Genomic DNA, 24,197 nt, shown 5'->3' on the forward strand with positions numbered 1-24,197 from the left:
GTTCACTATAAATTCGCGGATATTCGTTATATCCACAGCGTGTGAACGGGCAGGGGGACGTTTCGCCCGTCCCCCTGCACCCCCGGCATGGCGCTGAAAACCTGCCGCTGCGCGGTCCGCTCCACTCCGGCTTCATCTGGCGGACCGGGCGGGACTCGACGTCCCTGTCTCGACCCGCCCTCTGGCCGCCGTCCTGGCGGCCAGTCCTGGATGCGCGCCTGCGTTCCCGCCAGGTTTCCTTGATGCGCCCAACCCCCCCGGCGGTGAGCCCGCAGTAAACCTGCAACTGCCTGACCGCTGAAAGTGATAAAAAACTGTTTCTTTAAGCAGCGACGAATACGCTGCTGAAACCACAAAACCCACAGCGATGCCCTGGTGCCCGCTGAAACCGGCGAACCGGAGACCCGAAGACAAGGGCTGGACGCCAGGGATGGCGGCCAGAGGCGAATCGAGGCATGACGCCGAGTTGAGCCGACCGCAGGCTGAGGGCCGGGAGGTGAGCGCAGTGCGCAGCACCGGTTTCTTTGCGGGACCGCGGGGATTGTAAAGGGGGGGACGGTTTTCTCCCCCTTTACCCGTTCACGGGCGACGGTAGTTCATTTTCTGCGGGATTACGGTGAACGGAACCCGTGGCGCAGGGCCTGTATTTATGGTTTTCCAGGTCAGGTAAGGCGTCAGCCGCCACCTGACAGGAATGCGGGCATGGTAGCGAAACCCGGCCTGTTATCCTCCGGTGGCGCTGCTCTGGGGCCTCATATTCTGGTTCAGTGGGTTGTTCCGTTCACCGTCAGTACGAGGATATTCGTTATCTCCGCAGCGTGTGAACGTGCAGGGGGACGTTTCGCCCGTCCCCCTGCACCCCCGGCATGGCGCTGAAAACCTGCCGCTGCGCGGTCCGCTCCACTCCGGCTTCATCTGGCGGACCGGGCGGGACTCGACGTCCCTGTCTCGACCCGCCCTCTGGTCGCCGTCCTGGCGGCCAGTCCTGGATGCGCGCCTGCGTTCCCGCCAGGTTTCCTTGATGCGCCCAACCCCCATGCGGTGAGTCCGTTATTCGTCAGGGGCTTTTCAGAGGCTGAAAATTATAAAAAGGTTATATCCTTTATATTTCAGCCTGTATCAGCTCAGTAAGCGAATCAACTGAATCAGATTTTCGTTTAAACCACCGATTGACAGAACCGCTCAGCCAGCCATAAACGCAACTGACCAGCATTACGACAGGTGGCGTCGGCAATATGGCTTTCGGTTGGCGCAAATCGGCACGCATCAGGCTGGACGACGCCTGGTCTCTGGATTTACGCTATACGGTTACAGCGAGCGAGTTTCTTCAGGAAGGATAGCAATGAATAATGCATTTTTGTCGATTCACCCGGACCAGGTGACATTCTCGTCGCCAGCCATTTCCCTGCCCGTCGGGTATGCCTCCGTGGCCGGGCGGTTTTTCCGTCACAGGATCCCTTCGCCTTATGATGTCGAGATGGCGATCGCAACCATCGAAGACTGTATTCAGGCTGAGACCGGGTTACACGCCGTTGCCGGGACATTCCGCTGTTCTGACGATTATCTGAAAGCGATTTCGCGGATTGCGGGTGAGCTTAACCCCCTGACCCAGGGCGATATTGAAGATCTGTTCAACAGGGTTGCCGATGTGGTTTCCGGCAGTCCGTGGCGGGCGGAGGCATTCCCGGATGACCCGCATTTTATCAGCTACCTGATCATTCTCCGCGAGCTGTCGCACCATCTGAATATTCAAAATATTTACCTGCCTGAGAGTGAGAACAGGGCATCCCATTGATGGTATTCCAGCGGGCCTGGTCGCAAAAAAACGTGCCCGTTGTGGTCGTCGCCGAAACGGAGGCAATCTATATTTCCGCCCGGCGTCTATTTCAAACCATCTCCTTCGTATTTACCGCCGGGCGCAGCGTGCCGCGTCTTACCAGACGCGCATCAAACAACTGGCTGCCCGCTGCGTCCGCGCAGGGAGAGAGAAGCCGTTCACATGCGGCTTCCGCCATCTCAGCCAGCGGCTGCGAGAAGGTGGTGAGCTGGTAGCCCAGCCAGCTGGCCTGCTCAATATCATCGAAGCCGATCACACAGAGATCTTGCGGAATGCGAAGGCCAAATTCGTAACGAGCGGCATCAATAAAGCCGCAGGCGATAAGGTCGGTGACGCAGAATGCACCGTCGGGAGGCGTATTCTGGTTTAACAGTTCCCGTGCGGCGAGCACGCCGGTCTGGTAGCTGGCGCTGCCGGGGCGGATAAGCGCCACATCGGTATTGGCTGCGGCGGCGGCCGCCAGAAAGCGGGTTTCACGGATCACCATGCTCGGTGAACGGGCGGCGGAAGAGACGATGGCCAGATTCCGGCATCCCGCGGCAATCAGATGGTCAAATGCCGCGTTCATTGTCGCGCTGTAATCGATATCGATATTCTCTGCGTTGGGAAACTCCCCCTGGCGGTTGATCAGGATCACCTGCTGTCCGCTTTGCAGGCACTGTTCAATCAGAGACGCAGGCGGTTTACCCGACAGCACGATAGTGGCGGTCGAACGATAGTTCAGCGTCTGCTGTAATGCTGCCCTGACATTCGCTTCACCGTCATCGGTGTTAATCACCATAACCGCCCGTCCGGCTTTGTGCAGGCGGCGGGTCAGGTGCTCAAGCAGGCGGGACTGATAAGGCGATGACAGGTTGCCGCCAAGAATACAGACCGGGCGGCTGGCTTCCTTGGAGAGACCGCGCGCCAGGTGGTTGACGTGATAATTCAGCGCCTCTGCGGCAGCAAGCACTTTGCGTCGTGTTTCGGCGGAAACGCTTCTTCCTGGGGTAAAGGTGCGTGACACCGCCGAGCGGGAGACGCCCGCCAGGCGCGCTACCTCGCTGGCGCTGGCGAAGCCGGGATTGTTGTTCTGCGCGTTATTGCTCATGGCCTTGCTCCGCTGCGGCAATTGCCCGTTCGCGCATAACGGCATGTTCGGCCAGGCGAGTCAGCGACGGTTTCGGCGTTTCAAACCATTCATCGGGATGGAGTTGACGCCGGTCGCGGACCCGGGCGATGGCGTCGTCGAGAGTCGGGAAGCGTTCCGGGCACTCCAGGTGCATAAACAGCGCGACAAGCGCTACGGAACGGCTGCGACCGCCGCGGCAGTTGACGAGGATGTTGCCCCGTTTACGATTGCGGTAGGAGGCTTTGTTCGGGATCTGTTGCAGCAGCGCCGAGCGCATCAGGTGATAGCCCGCATGCAGCATCTCCGGCGCGTTGCCCTCACCATCAACAAGCCCCAGCTTATAGTAGCGCACCGGCCCTGCGCCGTGGCAAAGCAGATGCGCCGCAGTGGCCGCTTCCGGCAGGATCACCCAGTCAATATCAAGGTTGACCGCGCAGTTAATGACGATGCCGATATCATGTTCCGCCAGCAACGCTGTATCGCTCACCCCACAAGAGTCGCCGATGTAAATATTCATCCCCCAACCGGGAAAATCTTCCTCTATCAGACTGATTGCCGGGCGAGGATAGCGCACGCCCGGCGGTTGCGCGGCAGCGGAGGTGGAGGACTGCGCATCGAGCGCCAGCGGAATGCCCGATGCGCGAGCCAGCGCGACGGCGATGCCCGGCGCGACGGCCAGTACCGGCAGGCCATTGAAGATACCTTCGGCGCTATCGGGTATGATGCCGGTCCGCCCGCCCGCTTCACGCACCAGCAGCAGTCCGGCCAGGCAATCCCAGGCGTTCATATGCATCTCGATATATCCGTCGGTGCGGCCTTCCGCCACCCAGGCCAGCGCCAGCGCCCCGGAGCCGCCGCGGCGTACGCTGGCGCCCAGCGTGAGGAGGGACGCCATGACGTCCAGGTAGCGGCGCTGGCTGTGACGCGCCGACCACCCCAGTTCCACGGCGGCTAACTGTGGCTCGGTAATCGCGGTACAGCGCAGAGGCTGGCCGTTTTTCAGCGCGTAGCGGCCGCGACGAGCCTGATAAAGTTCCTGGCTTACCGGGTTATAAATTGCCCCCAGTTCGGTGACGCCGCGACACACCCAGGCGATGCAGACGCAAAAATGGGCAATGCCGCGGGCAAAGTTGGCGGTACCGTCAATCGGGTCCACCACCCACAGGCTCTCCGCGCTGGCGGGCTGGCTGGCGCTCTCTTCGCCGAGAATCAGATCGTCCGGAAAAGCCTCGCGAATCGCGCCGACAACCTCGCCTTCAACGAACGTATCGGCCTCGGTCAGAAAATCCTGAGGGCCTTTAAGCGCATATTCGCCCGCTTTGCGGGAGACGAAGAAGCGCAGGGCGGTATCCCCGGCGGCGACAATAATGCGTTTGAGCGCCGTTTCATGCTGTTCAATATCGATAGTGGTCAAGGTATGTGCCGCCTGTTCTGAATGAAAGATATTTTGTTTTGTCGCCGTACCGGAACGTTATTTTTTATCGTTCAGGCTCCAGAAGTCCTGCCAGTCCTGGCGGCTTTGCCAGTCCTTTTGTACCGTAGCGGTGTGGTATTCCATTAATTCGCCGCGATATTGTTCAATGCCGGACTCCTCATCGGCCGGGAGTGTGACCGTCTGGTTGGTGGACATTTTGCCGTCTATGCCCTGCGGCGCGATGCCTTCGGCGGTCAGCAGATAGTGAATAAATAACTTCGCGCTATTGGGACTTTTACTGCCGGTGGCGATTACGCCGAGGCTCGGGTAATTCCAGCCGATAAACGGCTTTAATCCGCTGCACAGTCCAAGCTTCATTCCCAGCTTGTTGTCGCGGAATTTGGCGGTGGAAACCAGGCCGACAAAGTCGGTGTTGCTATCCGGCGCGCCGATGGCGGAGGCGGCATCATTATCCGAATGGGTCAGCAGTACGCCATTGCCCGCCAGCGCTTTCACCCATGCCGCGGTGGCCGATTTCTCATCGGTTTTCAGCGGTTTGCCAAATGCCTGCTGATACGCGTCGCGAACCTGCTGGTCGTAGTGGGTTTCCATCTGGCTGAACCAGTCGGTATAGGCCGGTTTGCCGGTGGGGTCCTGCATGGCCACCCGACCGTGCCACTGGGATTCGGTTAGCTGCCAGATATTGTTAATCGGGCAGGTGGCGTGATGCGCGGTATTATAGGCGAACACGTTCGGGGCCAGTACCACGGTCAGCGGCTTCTGATAGCGGGCGGCGATGCGGCCTTTCAGATCGTCCGGCACCCAGCTCTGCACATAGCCTTTATTCAGTAGCTGAATCATCCCCGCAGGCGCATCCTCAACAATGGCGACATCGGCCCGCACATTCTTCGCCTGGGCTTCCCGGCTCATAATCTCGATAATCTGCGGCGCATCGGCTTTTACGCCGCTGGCCTGTAGCCCATATTTCGCGCTGAAGGCTTTCGCCTGTTGCACGATTTTACCGGTGGAAGCATACACGGTAAGCGGCGGCTCTTTCTTCGCGGCGGCGATCAGTGCCTGAAGGTTAAAGGTTTCAGCCTGGACACAGGGCGCGCTTAGCAGAGCGCTGGCGATCAACACGGCGGTGAAATTACGCTTCATAGTGGTTCCTCAGGAGTCAGTATCCGGTTAATTCGTGCCAACGTCGTGACGTAGCCCGTTGTGATTAAAGAAGTGCAGGGACGCGGTCGGTAGCAGGCAATGCACCTGCTGGCGAGCCTGCCAGTGAGGTCGAATCTGCGTGGAGTGAAACAGCCGATCCTCGCCGGCAACCAGCTCAATTACCCAACTGCCGCCGGTGGGCATAATGTTATCGATGATCATCGGGATACTGTGGTTGTCAGAAGCGTCGCTGAGGACGATTTCCTCCGGGCGGATGCCGCAGTGTCGGGCCTGCCCGGACAGCGCGAAGCGCCGTTGCAGGTGCTGCGCCAGCCCGCTGTCCGGCTGGTGAAGCGGGATCATATTCAGGCGCGGCGTGCCGATAAACTCGGCAACAAAGCGGTTTGCCGGGGTAGTGTAGATCTCATCCGGCGTTCCCACCTGCTGCATTTGTCCGGCGCTCATCACCGCAATCGTGGTGGCCAGGGTCATGGCTTCCCACTGGTCGTGGCTGACAAATACGATGGTGGTGCCAAAGGTTTCATGCAGGCGGCGCAGCTCGGCGCGCATCTCCAGGCGCAGCGCGGCGTCGAGATTGGAGAGCGGTTCGTCCAGCAGCAGTACGCCGGGATTGACCGCCAGCATCCGGGCGAGGGCAACGCGCTGCTGTTGGCCGCCGGAGAGCTGAGCCGGATAGCGCCTGGCGTAATCGGCAATTCGCAGTTTTTCCATGACATCCTGGCTGCGGGCAATACGCTCTGTCGCGGGGATTTTTTGCAGGCGGAGGCCAAAATCAACGTTTTGTTCCACGGTCATATGCGGCCAGAGAGCATAGCTTTGAAAGACCAGGCCAATTCCGCGTTTTTCCGGCGGTACGTAAATACCGCGATCCACCGAATCGACGATCTTATCGCCGATGGCGATCTCCCCGCCGCTGGTGTGCTCAATTCCGGCAATCATCCGCAGAATCGTGGTCTTGCCGCAGCCGGATGGCCCCAGCAGGCACATAAATTCGCCGTCTTTCACCGTCAGATTGATGGCGTTAACCGCCGGAGCATCGCTGCCCGGATAGGTTTTCGTCAGATTGTTTAAATGAATCGCGGGCATGTTATTTCTCCAGACTATCAGCCAGACCGGTACCCGTGATCTTCTGGATCATCACCGTACCGGCCCATGAAATCAGCGCAATCATCAGCACCACGGCATTGGCCGCCTGCTGGTAGTTGTAATCAATCAGGCGCAGGGACCAGGTGGTCAGCACGTCCGTTGCCGGAGTGGCAAGGATGACGAACAGGCTGACGCCTTTGATGCCGGAGATAAACGGCAGCAGTATGCCGGCTGCCAGAGGGGCCGCCTGAATAGGGATGACGATACGGCGAATGCGGGCGATCCAGCCTGCTCCGGCGATCCGCGCCGCTTCTTCGGCTTCTTTACCTAACTGAGTCATTGCGGCAATACCCGCGCGGCTGGCATACGGCATTTTTTCCGCAATCAGCGCCAGGATCAGAATCAACGGCGTGCCGTATAGCGCCGGAACCGGCCCCCGGGCTACGGCAAACAGCGACAGAAACGCGGCGGCAAAGGCGATACCCGGCACCAGATAAGGCAGGAAGGTTAGCTGGCGCAGGCAGGCGGCCACCCAGCGAAAGTGGCAGCGCATCACCACATAGCCGACCAGCAGACCCAGCACGCCGCAGGCGACGGATGCCGAACCGACAATCAGCAAGGTATTCCAGATCGTGCGCCAGAACTCCGGCGTCAGCAGAATCCCGTTGCGCAGGGCAACGGTATCGAGGTTGTGCCCAATCCAGTAAGCAAGAGTGAAGTTATCGGCGGTGAAGCGGCCAGGCAGCATCATTATCGTCGACAGAAACAGCGTCAGCAGAGGAATCACCATCCCCAACAAGACGAATAACAGCGGCAGCGCGGCGGCGGCTGCGCGCCAGCGTCCCAGGCTGCGGCGACGTTCCATCACGCCTTTACCGCCCACGGTCACAAAACGTTTTGCCTCGCGTAGCATCTTCATATCCAGCATCAGGGTCAGCATCCCCATCAGCATAATCACCGTGGCCATCACCGCCGCGACGCCGGACTGACGCGTGCCGATTGCCCGGTACAGTCCGGTGGAGAGGGTATCAAAATGTACCGGCAGGCCAAGAATATAGGGGAGGGCGAATTCGCCGATGCAGTCGGCGAAGATTAACAGCGCGGCGGAGAATAGCGCCGGGCGCACCAGCGGGATAATAACTTTAAAGGCGATAACCATGCGCGAGGCGCCGAGCACCCGCGCGCACTCTTCCATCTGGCTGTCCATACGTTGCAGCGCGTTGCCAACGATCAGGATCACCAACGGCGTGTAGTGCAGTACCATGATGACGACAATCGGGAAGTAACCGTAGGCCACCCAGTCCGGGGTCTGGATCCCCATCGCCTCAAGCCATCCCGGCTGGCCGCCGATCGCGTTATTTTTGAAAATCGTGTTCCACGCCAGCGCAAAGGTCCAGGAAGGCAGCATAAACGGGACGATCAGCAGGGTGGCGAATCCTTTTCTGCCAGCGATATCAGTACGGTTGATCAGCCATGCCAGCGAGACGCCGACGATAAGCGCGATCGTCACGGTGCTCAGGGCCACGCTCAGGGTATTGAGCAGCGGCGTCCACAGCAGCAGGTCTGACATCCGGGAAGTCAGCGTGCGCAGCAGGTACCAGGCGGTAAACGCGCCTTCTGCTGTCCCGGTTCGGCTCTCGTCGCCGCTTTGTACCAGGATCGCGTTTAACAGCACGGAAACAACCGGCGCGAGGATGATCCAACTGAACAACAGCAGCAGTAGCGCGCCCAGCAGATTTGCGGGTTCCTGGCTGATGATCGACAGTCGGTGGCGCAATTTAGGCCACAGGGTGTGGAGACGGATTTCGGATTGGTAAGACACGGGGTTCCCCCTGGCGGTGAAAGACAGACGGGAATATATCGGCGCAATGTGACAGTTTTACGAATTCTTTGCACGTACGTGCAAATTTTGACGGATTTATTTTATCCCCCCATATCGCGATGGGGGGGGGAATCAGTTCTGGCGTCAGCGAGCAGCCACTGGCGGCGTTCGGCAAGAGAGGGCGCTATTTAACGATGCTGCAAAATATCCCGTCACTGAAATACTGTTAAATCTTTGCCATCATCGACCAGATTTTTTTCCGCCAGCCGGACAAACGTATTCAGCGGGCACAGCTCGCCCAGCGTGGTTTCACGACATCCGGGATATTTAAATTCAGCCACCGGCAGCGGGTTGTGTTCATTCAGCGGCGAAAGTTGACGCCATTGGTCTAATGTTCTGGCGCTGAAAGTGAGGCGAACGAATCTCTCTCCGGTTTTTTTATCCAGGTAGCGCGCCATAATCAGACTGCCGCCAGGCGGAATATCATTGCGGGGATAGACCGGCAGTTGCCAGTTAAAGCCGAGCATCGTCTGGATCTGTGCAATATTACTATCATGGCCAACAAAAATAACCAGCGGGCTTTGCAGATGGGTATTTTGCGATGCATTGTCAGATGCTTTTGTACCGGAAGATAGTGCCGCGATTAATTGACGCATTAATAGCGAGCCGCCGTGGCGGGCATATTCCGGCGTATCGCTGATCAGGTCATATTTTGCCGCATGCAGCGCCATTAAACGGTTCACATCCTGGGCATTTTTCACCTGGCCGAATGCGACCTCGGATAACGGCAAGTTTTCGCTATACTGCAGACGAATGGTTTCGCCAATCGAAGCGCCTTTAGATACCGGGCCGCTTAATTTAACTTTACCTTTTTCATTTATTTTAACGTTCCATTCGTTATCCAGAAACGCACAGCTTTTGCGATCGTCGGCGCACACTGCGTGGCGTAAATCCGCGACGGCCGCGGCGTATTTTTTTTGCGCCTGGGCGGAAGAACCGATTCTTTCTTTCACCTGCTGATACACGGCATCTTCATTCGGTCTGGCGATCCCCATTTCAATCGTATCAAAGAGCGGGTCGTGCTGATTCTTCGTGACGTGAATGGCCAGACCGCAGCCGGGGAACATGCCATCCAGTAACGCCTCTCCGGTTGCTCTGGTCCGCTGATCGGGGGCCGCCCATAGCCATACGCTCCCGGGCTTCGGGCAGGATGTGGGCTTCCCGACAGGCAGCCCCTGAGCACGCCACGCGGCCAGCTGATACGCTCCCTGCGTCAGCATCCCCGCATAGCCATGACCGGTTAAAAAACCATCCGGCACGCTCCATTCCGGCCATTTTTTCCCGGTGGCGGCTTCCAGCCCGGCGGTATCTGTTTGCGGGCGAACGCCGTGGCGGGAGAGCATCACCACTTTTTCCAGCTCATAGCGTGAGGCTTCGGCCGGAGCCGCATGGGACGCGGGTATCAGGCTGGCGCTCAGGCAGACCAGCAGCAGATTTAACGTCAGTAATTTCTTCATTTCGACTCCCGAGGGCGATTAAAATTCGTAGGTTATGCCGGTGATGAATTCCGTCTGTCGTGCGGAATCGCTTTTTGAGACGGCCTCATTTTTTACGCCGATATAGGGCGAAAAATGTTGCGTGAGCTGATATGCCACTTCAACCTTATGCTCAACATCATGGCGTTTATTATTATATAAATTCTCATTACCGTGATACCAGATGAGGGTGTAACTGAATTTAAAATTGTTTATTTTTTGAGATATTTTTCCTTCAACTTTATCAACGCGCTTAGTCGGTTTTGCATCCCGGTCACTTATCTCTTTGCGATAACGCAGTGAGAGTTGCGTTTTATCAAACAGGCGATACTTAAATTTAATCGATGGCTTATATTTTTGCTCATTGCTTTTAAGGGCGAAGACCATGCCCGGCTCAATACTGAGCTTATCGGTAAGGTCCCGGGTATAATTAAGCTTAAATTCTTTTTCATTAATCTTCCGCCGATCGAAGACGTCACCGGCATCGCCATTGGCTTTTTCTTGCGGATGAAATTTCAGTTTTACCCCGAGGCCAACGCCTGATTCGAAATCGTGAGAGATTTCCAGTTCATCAGTGTGTTGTCTGGAGATATCCTCGTATTTGTGCGCGTAATTTAATTCCAGCGCCAACGCGGAGTGTGAGAGTAAAATAAAGCCAGTTCCTGCCATCATTGGAAATACAGTTTTCTTAATCATGGTGATTCTTATCTTGGTTAATCAGGAGGAACTGGAATTTACGGATGAAATATTTCATTTAAATTTAAGAAATAATTCAATTTTATGAATGTGCTATTTTGTCTGAATGACGAGTGGCGAGTGAAATAGAGAAAATCAGATGATGATATTTATGCACCTTTTGCGGATGGTGAAATATCTTGCACACCAGGGTTCGGAATCTGACCCGCAAAAGATTATTACGGATGCGAATGGCGCAGGAAAAATGTGTTTCTGGCGCAAAAAGTCAGGCCATTCTCCCGAAGGAGAATGGCGGGTAAAACTAGCGAAACAGCCGTTGTGTTTGCCACAAAGCCGTAACACTTAAGAAAACCGTCAACACCAGATAGAGACCAGGGGCAAAATGGCTGCCTGTGGCGCTGATGAGTAGCGTACAGATAAACGGGGCGAACCCACCGAATACCGTGACCGCAATGTTGTAACTGATGGACATCCCACTGGCGCGCGTGGCGACCGGAAAGATATCCGCCATTACTGACGGAATGGTGGAGAAGTAGATAGATTTCAGCAGGGCCATCCAGCCCACCAGCAGGCAAAGCGACAGCGGCGTGACGTTCAGGCTGGTCAGCCAGAAGGCCGGGAGCAGCGTAAAAGCCAGCATCCCCAGCGCCGTCCACAGTAAACGTTCGCGCCCAACGCGCTCCGCCAGCAGACCACTAACAGGGGTTACCACCGTGAGGATCACCCCGGCCAGCAAGGTGGCGCTGTACGCCGATGAGGCTGGTAGCCCCAGCGTTTTGGTCGCCCAGGTTGGCACATAGTTGAGCATGTAGTTAATTGCTGTTGAGACGACCATCAGACCGATCGCCAGCGCCAGCAGCCGTTTTTGCGAACCAAACAGCAGTTTCACCGGATGGCGGGTTTTCGCTGTTCTGGCATAAGCCGTGGGTTCATGCACATGGCGGCGGATCCACAAACCTACCGGGCCAATCAACAGGCCAAAGGCGAACGGCACGCGCCATCCCCAGTCAAGCAACTGTTCCGGCGTCAACCAGTGCGCCAGACCCAGGCCGAAGGCCGAGGCCATCAGGGTACTCGCCCCCTGTGTCGCGAACTGCCAACTGGCGATAAAGGTTTTACGCTCCGGGAAGTGCTCCACAAGGAATGCCGTCGAGCTGCCGAATTCCCCGCCAGCGGAGAAGCCCTGAATCAGGCGGGCAAGCAGAATAAGCAGCGGCGCCGCGACCCCTAATGTGGCATAGCCCGGCATAAAGGTGATCATCGCGCCGCCCAGCATCATCAGGTTGATAGAGAGTAACAGAGACGCTTTACGGCCATGTTTATCAGCATACGACCCCAGTATCACCGCGCCCAGCGGGCGGATCAGGAAGGCGATACCAAAACTGCCGAATGCCAGTAGCAATGACACCGTTGGGTTGGTGGTCGGGAAAAAGACCTGTGCGATATAGCTGGCAAAGAAACCGTAGACTGCAATATCAAACCACTCCAGCGCATTGCCAATACAGGTGGCGAAGAGCGTTTTCACCAGATTCGGGCGTGGGCTGGCCTGGTTTGATTCTCGAACGAGCGCTGTCATTGTGCACCTCCGTTTTGATGCGCAAGGTGACTGGCAAGCAGTGTTGCGCCTTGCTCGCCCAAATCCCAGAACAGACGAGTCATGATGGCAAGGCCCTCACGGGCAATGGCGATCGGTAAATGTTCATCCGGCGCATGTTGTCCGCAGGCGGGATATGAGTGGGGCACCCACAACGTCGGTAACCCTAAAATCCCGGCAAACACATCGTTTGGCAACGAACCACCAAGGTTAGGCAACAGTGCCGGTTTGATACCGGTGGTTTCCTCCATCGCCGTCAGCGCCCAGCTGACCAGCGGGTCGGTCGGGTCGAAACGCGTTGCGGGAGTCCCGCGTATATCGCTAATGGCGACCATGGAAAAACCGTGGGCGTCCAGATGGTCGCGAACCGCCCGCTCCAGATGCGCCCAGTCAGTTCCGACCACAAAACGTAGCTGGCAGACTGCGGTCGCCTGACCAGGAATCGCATTCATCGGCTGCGCCGGGTTGCCGGTAAGAAAAGAGAGTACCTCCAGCGTGTTCCAGCCGAACAGTTTTTCCGCCGCCGTCAGACCCGGCTCCCCCCAGTTCGGGTCGGTCGCCGGATCGTGCTTACCGCGCGCTGGCGAGATGTCCGCCAGAATGGTTTTTAATGTGGGCGTCAGGGCTGGGGGCCTCAGGGCCGCAAGCTGAATCTCCCCTTTGCCATCCACCAGGCTGGCAATGGCGTTGGCCAGTTGCGTGCCGGGATTACTCAGCAGTCCCCCCCAGTTACCAGAGTGGTAATCTTTGGCGCGGGCATTGATGGTCAGACGGAAGTTAACGCAGCCGCGAGAACCGAGGAACAGCGTCGGGCGCTGTGCATTCAGACGCGGGCCGTCGGAGGCGATCAACAGATCGGCCTTGATGCGTGTTTTCAACTGTTCGCATACGGCTGCCAGCCCCGGCGAGCTGATCTCTTCGCCCATTTCGCATAGCCAGACGCAGTTAAAGCCCAGGCGCCCGCTGCGTGCATGGAACACCTGCTCCAGCGCCGCCAGGTTCACGGTGTGCTGGCCTTTGTTGTCCGCCGCACCGCGCCCGTACCAGTTACCGTCGCGCTCGGTCAGCGTCCACGGCGACAGTCCTTCCGCCCAGCGGGCATCGTCGCCAAATACCACATCGCCGTGCCCGTAACACATGACGGTTGGCAAGCTGTCATCTTCCACTCGGCTGGCGAGTAAAAAGGGGCGAGCGGCGTTAACAGGGTTCGCGATAACCTCAGTGGTAAAGCCCATTTCATGAAAAGCCGGAATAAACGCTTCATCATAATAACGGCGCAGTTGTTCATCCCGGTCGCTGCGCTGGCTTTCGCTGGGAATGGCCACCCTGTCGGCAAGTGTGGTTTTAAAATGGCCGCTGTCGAACCACGCCAGCGCTTGCGCAATGATTTGTTGTGTTGTCATGTTGTTTGCCCTGTCTGTCTGCTCCCGATGGGGCAGATCGCTGTTATTGTCTTTTCGTTCTAAACCAGAACAGAGCCTTGCCACAATAATAATAATTGCAATTTGGCGTTGCCTTTTTGATAAGGGTACACTGCACAATTCCAGGGCGAGAGAGAGGAATCCCCTATGATGAGTCATGAGTTGCGCTACTTTTTTGCCGTAGCCACTACCGGATCGTTAAGCACGGCCAGCGCGCAATTGTATGTCGCTGGCTCGGCAATTAGCCGACAGATCCAGAAACTGGAGATGCGGCTTGGCGTGACGCTTTTCGAGCGCCATCCGCGGGGAATGATCCTCACTGATGCCGGGCAGATTCTGGCGAATCATGTCCGCAAAAGTATGCGCGACATGGAGTTTGCAATGGCCGAGATTCAGGGGCTAAAAGCAGTGCGCAAAGCGTTGGTGCGTCTCGCCTGCACGGATGGTATGGCGTTTGACTTATTGCCAGGCCTGCTGGCGCAGTTTCGCCTGCAGTATCCTGGCGTCAGCTTTGATCTGCAGGTTGGCACCGCCATGCAAGTCGCCGAGTGGATTCGCCGTAACGACTGTGATGTGGCATTCCAGTTTAGCCTCGCGCCTGAACGTGACGTGGAAATTATTGCCGCCTGGCCCGCTCCGGTTCTGTTGCTGCTGGATAATGCACATCCGCTGGTGAAGCAACCGGGCGTGGCGATGGAAGATTTGCACCACTATCCGCTGGCATTGCCCGAGGCGGGCACCACACTGCGTCAGCTATTCGATCTCTCTTGTCGCATGGCGGGCACTTTCCTCGAACCGGCCTTTAGCAGCAATAACTTCTCGGCGTTATACGGGTTTACCCGCCATACGCAGGGGGCTGCTATTGTTTGCAGCCATTTCAGCGTACTGTGGCGGGCGAAACAGGATGGCATGACGCTTAAGGCCATCAATAACACCGCGCTCAGCCAGCGCACTCTGCAAATCCAGGTTCCGGGTAGCAAACACCGACCGACGGTGGTCAATACCTTTCTGGAGATGGCAGCGCAGTTGCTGGACAACGAACATAAACAATGGATGGCGCAACTATTCTGACATCGCGTTTATCATTTTGCTCCGGTGCTATCAGATCCGCGTCGTTAGTGATCGCCACGCACGCTATGACATCCCGCCAGGATAATGCCACTATCACGCATGTCGTCGGGTAAGCATATCGCGCGCTGTTTTCCAGCAGCTCCTGCTACTCACCAAGGCTGCGGAGCCGGGATAAGGCCAGTTGTGTTTGTCCAGTCAGGTTGGTTAATGGTGTGCGCCGTTCATGGAGTGCATCGGCATTAAAACTTTCCGGTTGCCAGATGACAGCGCTGGCCTTTATTGTCGGCGTATTCTCGCTGGTGCCAATAGTCGCATCGTTATTGAAACCGGCATCATCGGTGGCATACTCACCGACACCGTGCTGGTGCTTCTATTCGTGCTTTTTTAATCTGGTTAAATATTTGTTTACACATCGAAATAAATATAAAAATTGTCGGCAGGCAGCGAAATATGATAATTCATGAATATTATGGATAAAACATGGAATAATGTCGGGCCGTGTAAATTGTCTTGAATCTCAGTGGTAGAGCCAATTAAATGAATATACCCGTCATATTTCAAGTTGCTTGCAGGTTTGCCACGGCACTGGCCCAGGTCAGTGACCTGGGATTAGCTATCTGTCATTCTCATTTTAATAAACCCTGCGTATGCAGATTGCGGAAAGGAGCCCCACGTGAACATCGCCACTAAAACACTGGCATCACTGCTGGTATTCTCCATACCATTTAGCAGTTTTGCCATGCCTCCGGTCGGTCCTGGCCCCTTCGGGCATCACCCCGGCTGGCATGGACCGGTTCTTTTCCACAGAGGGCCGGAACCATTTCCCCATGGTGGGCCATATCCTCACCCTGGATACCGCGTGAATATATTGCCGGGGCTTGCCACAACATTATTACTCGGCGGAATAACCTATTACATTGTCAATGGTATTTATTATCAACGTCAGGCGGATCATTATATTGTTGTTGATGCGCCAGACACTGTCAGCAGCAGCCTTCACCCGCTGGATTATAACGGAAAGCGTTATTACGTTGAGGACGGCCATTATTATGAACGAGATATTAATGGTCATTATACTGAAGTGCCTCGCCCGCCAGGTTTATAACTCCACGATGTATGATGCGCCAGTCTTTATCAGACTGGCGCGGTAAGAGAATCGGGTTGCTTTACGGTCATACGTTAAGCTCAGAATCTTGATTTTATGGATGCGGCATACATGGGAAATTTCGGCAACGGGAGGCTGAGTCTGATCTTACTCGCTATTAGTGGACACGCTATTAAGCGCGAGGATTTATTGAAGAAACAGAATGTCACGGATAGTTGATGATAGTCTTCAATGCGTTCGAGCAACTCAGGCAACTGTTTCAGAGGCAGGGCAGGATAATGCCGTCTGACTGACGAAACCGTCATTCTCTGGCTTTGTTTAAGCCACTTCAAGAGCAGACAGACGTCACAGCGTGATAAATAAGGTTTACGGGGTGAGAGGTATATCACCTGTGGGTGCCAGGTTTGACGCCTTGTAGACATGAGGATGCGTTACGTTGGTGCAGAAATGAATGTTTCTGCACTTATTGTGTGAAGGTTATTTGTGCAAGTCACCTTCTGTTTTTGTGAAAGCTCTTGAGGACATAACCGTGAGGCTGGCTTGAACGCCAACGCATCAGCTATATTTCTGATTATGCTCAGTTTACGTTACGCAAAGGATCAGGCTTGTAGAGAGTATTCAGTACCATCAGGTCAAGTAACATTCACCGGAGCTCCTCCGGGGTACCATAGCCCACCAGCTTCTAAAAGCCTGCCCAATGCTTTTAATACTTTGCCTGCCTCCTTGTGGAGGCAAATGGCAGATTGGATCAATGCTGCCGCTTAGTAACACCCTAAAGGCTGTATTCCTTATTTAACAGCTTTTAGGCTGTAAAATTGATATAACAGCCTTTAGGGTGTATGTTTAGAAAACAGCCTGCAAGTTGTATCAGAGGAAACTACTGAGGCCAGTTTATGATCAATAATGATTACCCGTTAAACACGCTCAACCAGCTGCGTCCCTTGCTCATTGGTTTTCGCAAGGCGAATGGTCTTACGCAAAAAGACCTGTCCGAAAGGTTAGGTGTCACTCAACAGACATACGCACGTCTGGAAGCCAACCCTGCCAGTGCGAGCATTGAACGGCTGTTTAAGGTGTTTTCCGTCCTGGGTGTAAAAATCAGCTTCTCCTCGGCAACCACCTCTTCAGAAAAGAAGCAGACGGAAGAAATACTTAAATTAAGCTCACCTGCACGACAGGAGAATTGGTAACGATATGAGCCGGAAACAGCAGCGTCTGGCAATCTGGATGAACGGCATCAGGGTTGGGTACTGGGAAAAAAGTAAAGGGGTGGACAGCTTACACTACCTTCCAGAATGGAGTGCTGACGAACTGGGAAGGCCTCTGTCATCGCCATTACGAAAATATCAGGCTGACGGCGTGTAAGAATCCCGCTAAACCGGACCATACACTTTTAGAGATCTTCCGGCATACTGATTATGTCCTCCTGAGGAGATCGCCATGCGCAAAGCCCGATTCACCGAGCACCATCTCAGGCGACCGTGAGTCACGTTCAGCAGCCCGTTGCTGCGCCGGGTTGATGTTCAGTGCCAGCAGTTTACGGATACCTTCACGCTGCTGGCGGGCATCAGACAGGGAGACGACAGGCCAGGCTCCCAGTGCAATGCGGGATTCTTTACCGTTAATTCGGTACTTGAGATCCCAGAGACGGGAACCGCCAGGCTTGACCAGCAGATACAGACCGTGGGAATCGGAGACTTTAAAGGGTTTTGCGGATGGTTTTAAGTTGCGGATTTTTGAGTCGTTAAGAGACATTTGGGGGTCACTCCGTCATCGAACCAACTTGACCCCAAATCTGACCACCAGGTTTTCCCGATGCGGAGGGAAAACCAGAAACACATCGGGAAGGTTTTTCACGCTAACCTGTTGAATCAATGTACAAACAGGGACTCATAAGGATGCATGAAAACGGGAAAATGGCTCCTCTGACTGGACTCGAACCAGTGACATACGGATTAACAGTCCGCCGTTCTACCGACTGAACTACAGAGGAATCGTGTGAACGGGGCGCATACTACTGTCCACCGTTTTTTGTGTCAATACTAAATTTAACTTACTGATTCAAATGGTTAAATTTAACACAGTCCGTTGTTTTAGTGTACCGTCGGGTCATTGTCCTCGCTTTGCGAGTTAGTGTCGCCCAATCTCTCCAGGGGATTCTGGCGATAAAAATGACAAAAGCGTTGCCAAAGAGAGGGAAAGCGTGGGGCAAACAGTGCTGGCGCGCTAAAGAAATATTCAGAGAGCACGGCAAAACATTCGGCAGGATCGGTCGCGGCATAGGCGTCAATACTGGCCGCGCTTTCTCCAACCAGATCAATTTCATCCTGGATGTTATTCATTGCGGCATGGAGATCGTGTTCCCAGCCAGCGACGTCACGTAAAGCGATGAAAGGCACGCCACTCGCACGATCGCCATTACGGACATCTAATTTATGCGCTACTTCATGGACTATGAGGTTAAAACCTGATGCGTCAAAGGAATCCTGAATATCCAGCCAATTGAGAACAACGGGACCCTGTTGCCAGCTTTGACCCGATTGTATGACGCGCTGATTATGTACCAGGCCGATGTCGTCTTCCCATTCGTCATCAACGACGAACTCTGCGGGGTAGATAAGCACTTCGTGAAAACCGTCTAACCACTCAAGCCCCAGTTCGAGAACTGGCAGGCAAAACAGAAGTGCAATACGCGCGTTCTGCAGGGGAGTGAGTTCAAGCCCTTGCAACGCAACAAGACGCTTTTGTTGTAAAAAACGGGCTGCCATTTGCTGCAGCTTCTGCTGCTCCTGATCGGAGAGATTGGCTAAAACAGGGATGGCAAGCGCCTTTTCCCAGGGGATTTCTGCGTTGCCGGACTCTTCACCTACTTTCCAGGGCCATTTAAACATCATTTTGCTCGCAAAGTCGTCACTTGAACTGAATTAAAGAGACAGGAACTATTAAAATGCCAAAGAACCTGGCATTATAGCAACTTCAATAACGGAGAGATGCCGGAGCGGCTGAACGGACCGGTCTCGAAAACCGGAGTAGGGGCAACTCTACCGGGGGTTCAAATCCCCCTCTCTCCGCCACTATTCAAACACTTACGTGATTTCCTTTCAACGACTCCCATCACACTTGGTATAGTGTTGGTATATTCAATTGGTATATTTTCTTCAATCATCATCTCCTGGTTTTTCCGGAATCGGAAGATCTCTTGTCGGCGAAACTGTCGACTTAACAAACTGACCATTGACGCGGCGGTGTTTTATTATACTGCTGAGTTATTACTAACAGAGCTAATCTTTAAAAGATCCGCAATCAACGCTGGGCCAGTAGGTTGCCACGCCAGGCGTTCTCGGGTGAGAGTACTTGAGGCTGACATATCATGATCAATCAGCAAACTCATCCAGCCAAAATGTTCTTTTGCATCTTGAGTTGCGATACGTTTAACGGATACGTTCAGAATATAACCGATAACTTCAGCAAGAGTGCACATAGGAATTCCTTCTTCCGTTACCGCGTGATAACGGCTATTGGGGCTATTTTTCTCCAGCGCGCGTAAATAGACATCAGCCACATCGCTGATGTGCGCGGCTGACCATCGGTTTTGACCTTCTTCAACATACCCGGATACGCTTTTCTGGCGGGCAAGTTCGATCAGTAGAGTGACTAATCCTTGTTTATTTGTGTCATGAACTTGCGACAGGCGTACCACAGAAACGTTAACACCGCGTTGTGCAACGGTCAGTCCGGCTAATTCCGCCGCCCGTCGCGGCTTAGGATGTTCGGGATTAGCGTAATGCCTTTAAACGTGTGATGGGTTATTCATTCAGGCAGCATCATTAGATGACTTCTAAATATAGCGCATGTCTTCAATCTATTAATTGTTGATGCGGTCTGGTGTGGGCTTTGATTCCGGTTTTGCCCTTAAGGAGGCGTTGAGTTGGGATCGCTTATTCCACCCTAGAACTCACTTTCAATACGCTGGCATGCGACGACTTACAAGCGACAGATATAAAAAATCCACGCCAGGCATGGATTTTAGAGCACGTGCGGGAGCAGCGGGTTAGTGTTCGCACCGGGCTATCAACAGCGCCAGGTCGACGAGGCGATTAGAGAATCCCCATTCATTGTCGTACCACGCCAGAATTTTAACCATATTGCCGCCAATCACCCGTGTTGACAGACCGTCGATAATGGAAGAACGCGGGTCACCCTGGTAGTCGCTTGAGACGAGCGGTTCATCACTATAGCCGAGGATCCCTTTCAGTGGCCCCGTCGCAGCGGCATCACGAAACGCATTATTGATCTCGTCTACTGTCACATCCCGCGCAAGCGTTACGGTCAGGTCGACAATAGATACCACCGGAACGGGGACGCGCAGCGAGTAACCGGTTAAGCGGCCATCCAGCCCGGGGATGACTTTGCCAAGCGCCTTCGCAGCACCGCTGGAGTAAGGCACAATCGACAGCGCGGCGGCGCGGGCGCCACGAAGGTCTTTTTCCGGCTGGTCGTGCAGCGCCTGGCTGTTGGTGTAGGCGTGGGTGGTGTTCATCAGACCATGCTTAATACCAAAATGTTGGTGCAGAACCTGTGCGGCAGGTGCCAGAGCGTTGGTAGTGCAGCTCCCATTGCTGACCACGTAGTGTTTATCCGGGGAGTAGAGGCCATCATTAACGCCCATCACGATGGTTAAATCATCGTTTTTCCCGGGGGCGGAGATAATCACTCGCTTTGCGCCACCGCGGTGGATATGCACCGCCGCCTTGTCACGCTCAGTAAAGAGCCCCGTTGCTTCAATGACGATATCGACTTCACGCTGACGCCACGGGATATTGGCTGGGTCGCGTTCGCTGAACACGGTGATGGGTTTACCGTCAACCACAAGCTGCCCCTCGCCGGCAGTGACGTCGGCATTGAGTTTACCGAGCAGCGAGTCGTATTTCAGCAGATGCGCCAGCGTTTGACTATCTGTCAGATCGTTGATTGCTACGACCTGAATATCCGGGTTACCCAGCGCAGCACGCAGTACGTTGCGTCCGATACGGCCAAAACCGTTAATACCGACCTTTACCATGATCAACTCCTTGTCTGTTGTCTCTGAAGGTAATGTAGGTCGGTGACGAGTTGGCGTAAATGACAAAAAAGGATCACTTTACGCCATTTTACGGCAGTGAAAGCGCTGGCGATATTCACCAGGTGTGAGCTGAAGTTGTTTTTCAAATAGCCGCCGCAGATTAACGCTGTTGCCAAATCCCGTTTGCTCGGCTATACGATCCAGTGTCTCGTTGGTCTGCTCCAGACGCTGCCGGGCAGCGGCCAGCCGGGCTTCTGCGACGTAGCGCGCTGGGGAAAGGCCGGTTTCACGGGTAAATACGCGGGTGAAATTACGTGGACTCATGGCGACTTTTTCTGCCAGTTTATCCACGCTGAGGTCGGCAGTGAGGTTCTCGAGCAACCAGGCCTGCAGATCGTTAAGAGGGCTCTGGGGGCTGGTCTGCTGAAGGTTGTAGCGGCTAAACTGCAACTGGCCTCCGGGACGGCGCAGGTACATGACGAAGTCCTGGGCGATGTCGCGCGCCAGACTGAAGCCGTAGTCCTCTTCGACCAGCGCCAGCGTCAGGTCAAAGCCGGAACTGACCCCGCCGGATGTCCAGATGTGTTCGTCCTGAATGTAGAGTGGACCACCTTCGACGCGAACCTGAGGAAATTCTGCCTGCATGGTCTCCAGCAGTTTCCAGTGGGTGGTGGCTCGTCTGCCGTCCAGCAACCCGGTTTGCGCCAGCAGCATCGCGCCACCGCAAATGGATGCAATGCGACGGGAATGGGGAGCGGCAAGGCGCAGCCAGTCAACGACTGCAATCCCTTCCTGCGGATTTTGCCCCCTGCCGGTGATAATAATGGTATCGAGAGGTTCACGAGGGTTCATCTCATGCAGGCGATGATCTGCCAGTAGATTTAAACCGGACTGACCATGGATCACCTGATGCGGCTGAGTTGTCGCTAACTGAACCTGGTAACAGATGTCCGTAGCGCCTTTCGCGTGCAGGCGGTTGGCCTGCATCAGAATGTCGGCAATACCGGCGGATTCAAACAGCATGCCGCCATCGGGTACAATGATAAGTATCTTCTTCATGTCCTGAAAAGTAGACTTTTTACAGAATAAGTCAACAGAACCTCTGTGGACGGAAAAATTCTCTCTACCGAAGTGACAGGGCCATCTCTGGATGATGGTTTGATTTTGACTGACCGGAGTTGCCTGCTAATGTGCGATTCTGACACACAGTGGATCGGGCATATGGCCCGGTGTTCCGCTATGCGCTGTGAGTTCAACTGATGGATGCAACACATTGATTGAAGCGCTCTGCGGGTGATTCATAGTCTGGCGTTTTTCTGGGCCTTTCGTTGAGCCGTCTGGCAACATTGTTTAGTCTTTGTTGGCTGTGAACTGATAAGTCAGTTCCTTTTGGAAAATACTGTCTGAGTAATCTGTTTGTATTTTCATTTGAGCCGCGTTGCCAGGGAGATTGAGGATCACAGAAATAAATCTGAATGTTTGCCGCTACAGTAAATCGGGTGTAGCTGGCGCAGAGGCGTCCGGGAATCATCCTGAATCTTCATTATAAAATGCCCCGGTCATCAAGACCAGGGCCGTTTTTCAAGGGTAAAACCTGTTATCCGGTGAATAAACATGCCGCTTCGCTTAAAGGAATGACATGGTTTACGAGGCGGATCTGGATGTGTTGAACAACCTTAGAACTGGTAGGTGATACCGACCGCGAACTGATCGTCAGTCGACGCGCCAGTCACAACGGCATCGTCGTCATCCAACAGGTTGAATTTGTATGCAGTGAAAACGTTGAGGTTCTTGTTGAAGTAGTACCAGGTACCCAGCTCAACATAGTTCATGATATCCGCATCGCGGCGGTTATTCAGATCTTTGCCTTTCGCGTAGACATAGCCCAGGGACGGACGCAGACCAAAGTCAAACTGATATTGAACAACGGCTTCGATGTTCTGGGTTTTATTTGCAAAAGAACCATTTTCCATAGGGCTCAAGTTGCGGGATTCCGCATACATGGCGGCTGTATAGATGTTATTCGCACTATACTTCGCGGCGATGCTCCAGGCTTCCGCCTTTTCGCCTTTGTTGTCTGCTGTTTGTTCGTGCGTACGGTCAGAATTGCTGTATGCGCCAACGAAACCGAAGTCGTTAATGTTGTAGTTTACGGAGAAGCCGAAACCGTCACCGTTCGATTTTTTAGCTGAGCTCTGGTTGTTTTTACCCTGATACTGGAGCGCAAAGTTCAGGCCATTAACCAATCCGAAAAAGTCGGTATTACGGTAGGTTGCAACGCCAGTGGTACGGCCGGTCATGAAGTTGTCGGTGTGAACCAGACCATCGCCTCCCCATTCAACCAACATATCGGTGTAACCGGCTGCGTCGTAAACCACGCCATAGTTACGCCCATAATCGAATGAACCATAGTCACTGAATTTCAGGCCAGCGAAAGCCAGACGCGTGGCATGAGTCTGCTGCCCTTCAGGTTTGTCCGCTTTGATGTTGTACTCAAACCGGCCATAACCGGTCAGCGTGTTGTTAATCTGCGTTTCCCCTTTGATACCAAAGCGGGCATAGGAGGCATCGTTGGCATTATTGTTGCCGCCATCATGGGTCATGATGTGCTTGCCGACCATTTTACCGTAGAAATCCAGTTTGTTACCGTTCTTATTATAGATTTCAGCCGCATTAGCGCTACCCACAGTGAATAACGCTGGAATCAAAATTGCCAGTACTTTTCTTTTCATTATATATTCCCTTTTAATCATAATTAATATGAATTGTGCCACCTCACTCCGAAGTGACGGTGTGATACTAGCGATTAAGTTTATTTTTCTTTAAATTAAATTATGTAAACAAAATATATAAAATATTTCTAATTGTTTCTAATGCTCTCTTTATGTTTTAATTATATAATTAAGATGCAATATATTCATTGTAATAATATTTAAAGATAACATGCTGTTATGTTTTTTTTGGTGTGATTGATGTTATGAATTTCTTCCGGGTGTACCAGGTATTGCTGTTTTCCGTTTTTAGGTGGATGTTGGGTTCTTTGTGGGTCTCTTTTAAAAAGATAACTGAGGGTTTTGTATAAAATAGGAATTCAGTGATGATGTCAGTGGCGAAGAGGAGAGGGGCTATTGTTTATCGCTGTCAGATTCGATTATTTAAATATAATGAGTATTCTCAATATTACCTATCGGATTGCTGATGCATCGGTGACGGTTACCCGTTTATCTTTGAATACTATCCGCTCCCATTACCGTGGCTGCA

At 54.0% G+C, this 24,197-nt stretch carries 19 protein-coding genes, 2 tRNA genes and 4 pseudogenes; 7 read left to right on the forward strand and 18 right to left on the reverse strand.

Translation table 11 applies throughout. The features are described from left to right. Window positions 1-1,342: 1,342 nt before the first annotated feature. Window positions 1,343-1,795 (forward strand): hypothetical protein, encoded by a 453-nt coding sequence (locus tag ABK821_RS16840; protein ID WP_395033989.1) that lies wholly within the window; start codon window positions 1,343-1,345, stop codon window positions 1,793-1,795. Between the two features lie 91 nt (window positions 1,796-1,886). On the opposite strand, the gene ABK821_RS16845 is transcribed toward ABK821_RS16840, so the two are convergent. The 9 genes from ABK821_RS16845 to ABK821_RS16885 all read right to left on the reverse strand — a co-directional run bounded on the left by ABK821_RS16845 (window position 1,887) and on the right by ABK821_RS16885 (window position 13,680). Next, entirely contained in the window at window positions 1,887-2,927 is a 1,041-nt protein-coding gene (locus ABK821_RS16845; RefSeq protein WP_395033990.1) for a substrate-binding domain-containing protein, read from the reverse strand. Next, entirely contained in the window at window positions 2,917-4,362 is a 1,446-nt protein-coding gene (locus tag ABK821_RS16850) for an inositol monophosphatase family protein (RefSeq protein ID WP_395033991.1), read from the reverse strand. Before ABK821_RS16850 ends, ABK821_RS16845 begins: the two co-directional genes overlap by 11 nt. Window positions 4,363-4,419: 57 nt before the next feature. After that, window positions 4,420-5,523 carry an ABC transporter substrate-binding protein gene (locus tag ABK821_RS16855; protein ID WP_395033992.1) on the reverse strand — a complete coding sequence of 368 codons (1,104 nt, stop codon included), beginning with the start codon at window positions 5,521-5,523 and terminating at the stop codon, window positions 4,420-4,422. A 27-nt stretch (window positions 5,524-5,550) separates the two neighbouring features. Beyond that, the gene (locus ABK821_RS16860; protein WP_395033993.1) at window positions 5,551-6,630 is read right to left on the reverse strand and encodes an ABC transporter ATP-binding protein; all 1,080 of its coding nucleotides are present in this window, start codon (window positions 6,628-6,630) and stop codon (window positions 5,551-5,553) included. A 1-nt stretch (window position 6,631) separates the two neighbouring features. Next, a complete protein-coding gene (locus tag ABK821_RS16865) occupies window positions 6,632-8,452 on the reverse strand; it encodes an ABC transporter permease (RefSeq protein WP_395033994.1) in 1,821 nt (606 codons plus the stop codon). A 212-nt stretch (window positions 8,453-8,664) separates the two neighbouring features. Beyond that, window positions 8,665-9,969, reverse strand: a complete 1,305-nt coding sequence (locus ABK821_RS16870) for a histidine-type phosphatase (RefSeq protein ID WP_395033995.1) — start codon at window positions 9,967-9,969, stop codon at window positions 8,665-8,667. An 18-nt stretch (window positions 9,970-9,987) separates the two neighbouring features. Further along, a complete protein-coding gene (locus ABK821_RS16875) occupies window positions 9,988-10,683 on the reverse strand; it encodes an oligogalacturonate-specific porin KdgM family protein (RefSeq protein WP_395033996.1) in 696 nt (231 codons plus the stop codon). 301 nt (window positions 10,684-10,984) lie between these two features. Continuing rightward, window positions 10,985-12,259, reverse strand: coding sequence for an MFS transporter (locus tag ABK821_RS16880; RefSeq protein WP_395033997.1), 1,275 nt, complete (start codon window positions 12,257-12,259; stop codon window positions 10,985-10,987). Beyond that, the gene (locus tag ABK821_RS16885; RefSeq protein ID WP_395033998.1) at window positions 12,256-13,680 is read right to left on the reverse strand and encodes a M20 family metallopeptidase; all 1,425 of its coding nucleotides are present in this window, start codon (window positions 13,678-13,680) and stop codon (window positions 12,256-12,258) included. The genes ABK821_RS16880 and ABK821_RS16885 overlap by 4 nt, the downstream gene beginning before the upstream one ends. Before the next feature lie 165 nt (window positions 13,681-13,845). Here ABK821_RS16885 and ABK821_RS16890 point away from each other — a divergent pair, with 165 nt between their 5' ends. The 3 genes from ABK821_RS16890 (at window position 13,846) to ABK821_RS16900 (ending at window position 15,874) form a co-directional block, all read left to right on the forward strand. Further along, entirely contained in the window at window positions 13,846-14,769 is a 924-nt protein-coding gene (locus tag ABK821_RS16890) for a LysR family transcriptional regulator (RefSeq protein WP_308565062.1), read from the forward strand. A gap of 223 nt (window positions 14,770-14,992) precedes the next feature. After that, a complete protein-coding gene (locus tag ABK821_RS16895) occupies window positions 14,993-15,157 on the forward strand; it encodes a hypothetical protein (RefSeq protein WP_171034949.1) in 165 nt (54 codons plus the stop codon). A 285-nt stretch (window positions 15,158-15,442) separates the two neighbouring features. Continuing rightward, window positions 15,443-15,874: a DUF6515 family protein gene (locus ABK821_RS16900; protein ID WP_343178599.1), complete on the forward strand. Its 432-nt coding sequence runs from the start codon at window positions 15,443-15,445 to the stop codon at window positions 15,872-15,874. A 215-nt stretch (window positions 15,875-16,089) separates the two neighbouring features. Here the strand turns inward: ABK821_RS16900 and ABK821_RS16905 are convergent. Further along, window positions 16,090-16,179 (reverse strand): annotated as a pseudogene (locus ABK821_RS16905) (hypothetical protein); the annotation flags it as partial. A gap of 591 nt (window positions 16,180-16,770) precedes the next feature. Between ABK821_RS16905 and ABK821_RS16910 the strand changes: the two are divergent. Further along, window positions 16,771-17,064 carry a helix-turn-helix transcriptional regulator gene (locus ABK821_RS16910; protein ID WP_138363081.1) on the forward strand — a complete coding sequence of 98 codons (294 nt, stop codon included), beginning with the start codon at window positions 16,771-16,773 and terminating at the stop codon, window positions 17,062-17,064. Window positions 17,065-17,068: 4 nt separating this feature from the next. Continuing rightward, window positions 17,069-17,212, forward strand: a pseudogene (locus ABK821_RS16915) (type II toxin-antitoxin system HipA family toxin); the annotation flags it as partial. 126 nt (window positions 17,213-17,338) lie between these two features. Here ABK821_RS16915 and ABK821_RS16920 read toward each other — a convergent pair. The 3 genes and pseudogenes from ABK821_RS16920 to mtfA form a co-directional block, all read right to left on the reverse strand. After that, window positions 17,339-17,629, reverse strand: a pseudogene (locus ABK821_RS16920) (Arm DNA-binding domain-containing protein); the annotation flags it as partial. A gap of 162 nt (window positions 17,630-17,791) precedes the next feature. Continuing rightward, window positions 17,792-17,867 (reverse strand) — tRNA-Asn (locus tag ABK821_RS16925). A gap of 100 nt (window positions 17,868-17,967) precedes the next feature. After that, complete coding sequence (mtfA, locus tag ABK821_RS16930) at window positions 17,968-18,768, reverse strand: DgsA anti-repressor MtfA (RefSeq protein ID WP_171034950.1); 801 nt, start codon at window positions 18,766-18,768, stop codon at window positions 17,968-17,970. A gap of 90 nt (window positions 18,769-18,858) precedes the next feature. Here mtfA and ABK821_RS16935 point away from each other — a divergent pair. Next, window positions 18,859-18,948, forward strand: a tRNA-Ser gene (locus tag ABK821_RS16935). A gap of 179 nt (window positions 18,949-19,127) precedes the next feature. Here ABK821_RS16935 and ABK821_RS16940 read toward each other — a convergent pair. From ABK821_RS16940 to ABK821_RS16960, 5 genes and pseudogenes are all read right to left on the reverse strand, one after another. After that, complete coding sequence (locus tag ABK821_RS16940) at window positions 19,128-19,574, reverse strand: hypothetical protein (RefSeq protein ID WP_179951939.1); 447 nt, start codon at window positions 19,572-19,574, stop codon at window positions 19,128-19,130. A gap of 351 nt (window positions 19,575-19,925) precedes the next feature. Continuing rightward, window positions 19,926-20,936: a type I glyceraldehyde-3-phosphate dehydrogenase gene (gene gap / locus ABK821_RS16945; protein ID WP_138363046.1), complete on the reverse strand. Its 1,011-nt coding sequence runs from the start codon at window positions 20,934-20,936 to the stop codon at window positions 19,926-19,928. Window positions 20,937-21,014: 78 nt separating this feature from the next. After that, window positions 21,015-21,995, reverse strand: a complete 981-nt coding sequence (locus tag ABK821_RS16950) for a GlxA family transcriptional regulator (protein WP_138363047.1) — start codon at window positions 21,993-21,995, stop codon at window positions 21,015-21,017. A gap of 193 nt (window positions 21,996-22,188) precedes the next feature. Beyond that, window positions 22,189-22,443 (reverse strand): annotated as a pseudogene (locus ABK821_RS16955) (IS30 family transposase); the annotation flags it as partial. Between the two features lie 169 nt (window positions 22,444-22,612). Further along, window positions 22,613-23,668 (reverse strand): porin, encoded by a 1,056-nt coding sequence (locus ABK821_RS16960; protein ID WP_138363048.1) that lies wholly within the window; start codon window positions 23,666-23,668, stop codon window positions 22,613-22,615. Window positions 23,669-24,197 lie beyond the last annotated feature (529 nt).

Source organism: Klebsiella sp. KE9456 (assembly GCF_043832615.1).
In the GTDB taxonomy this organism is placed as follows: domain Bacteria; phylum Pseudomonadota; class Gammaproteobacteria; order Enterobacterales; family Enterobacteriaceae; genus Klebsiella; species Klebsiella indica.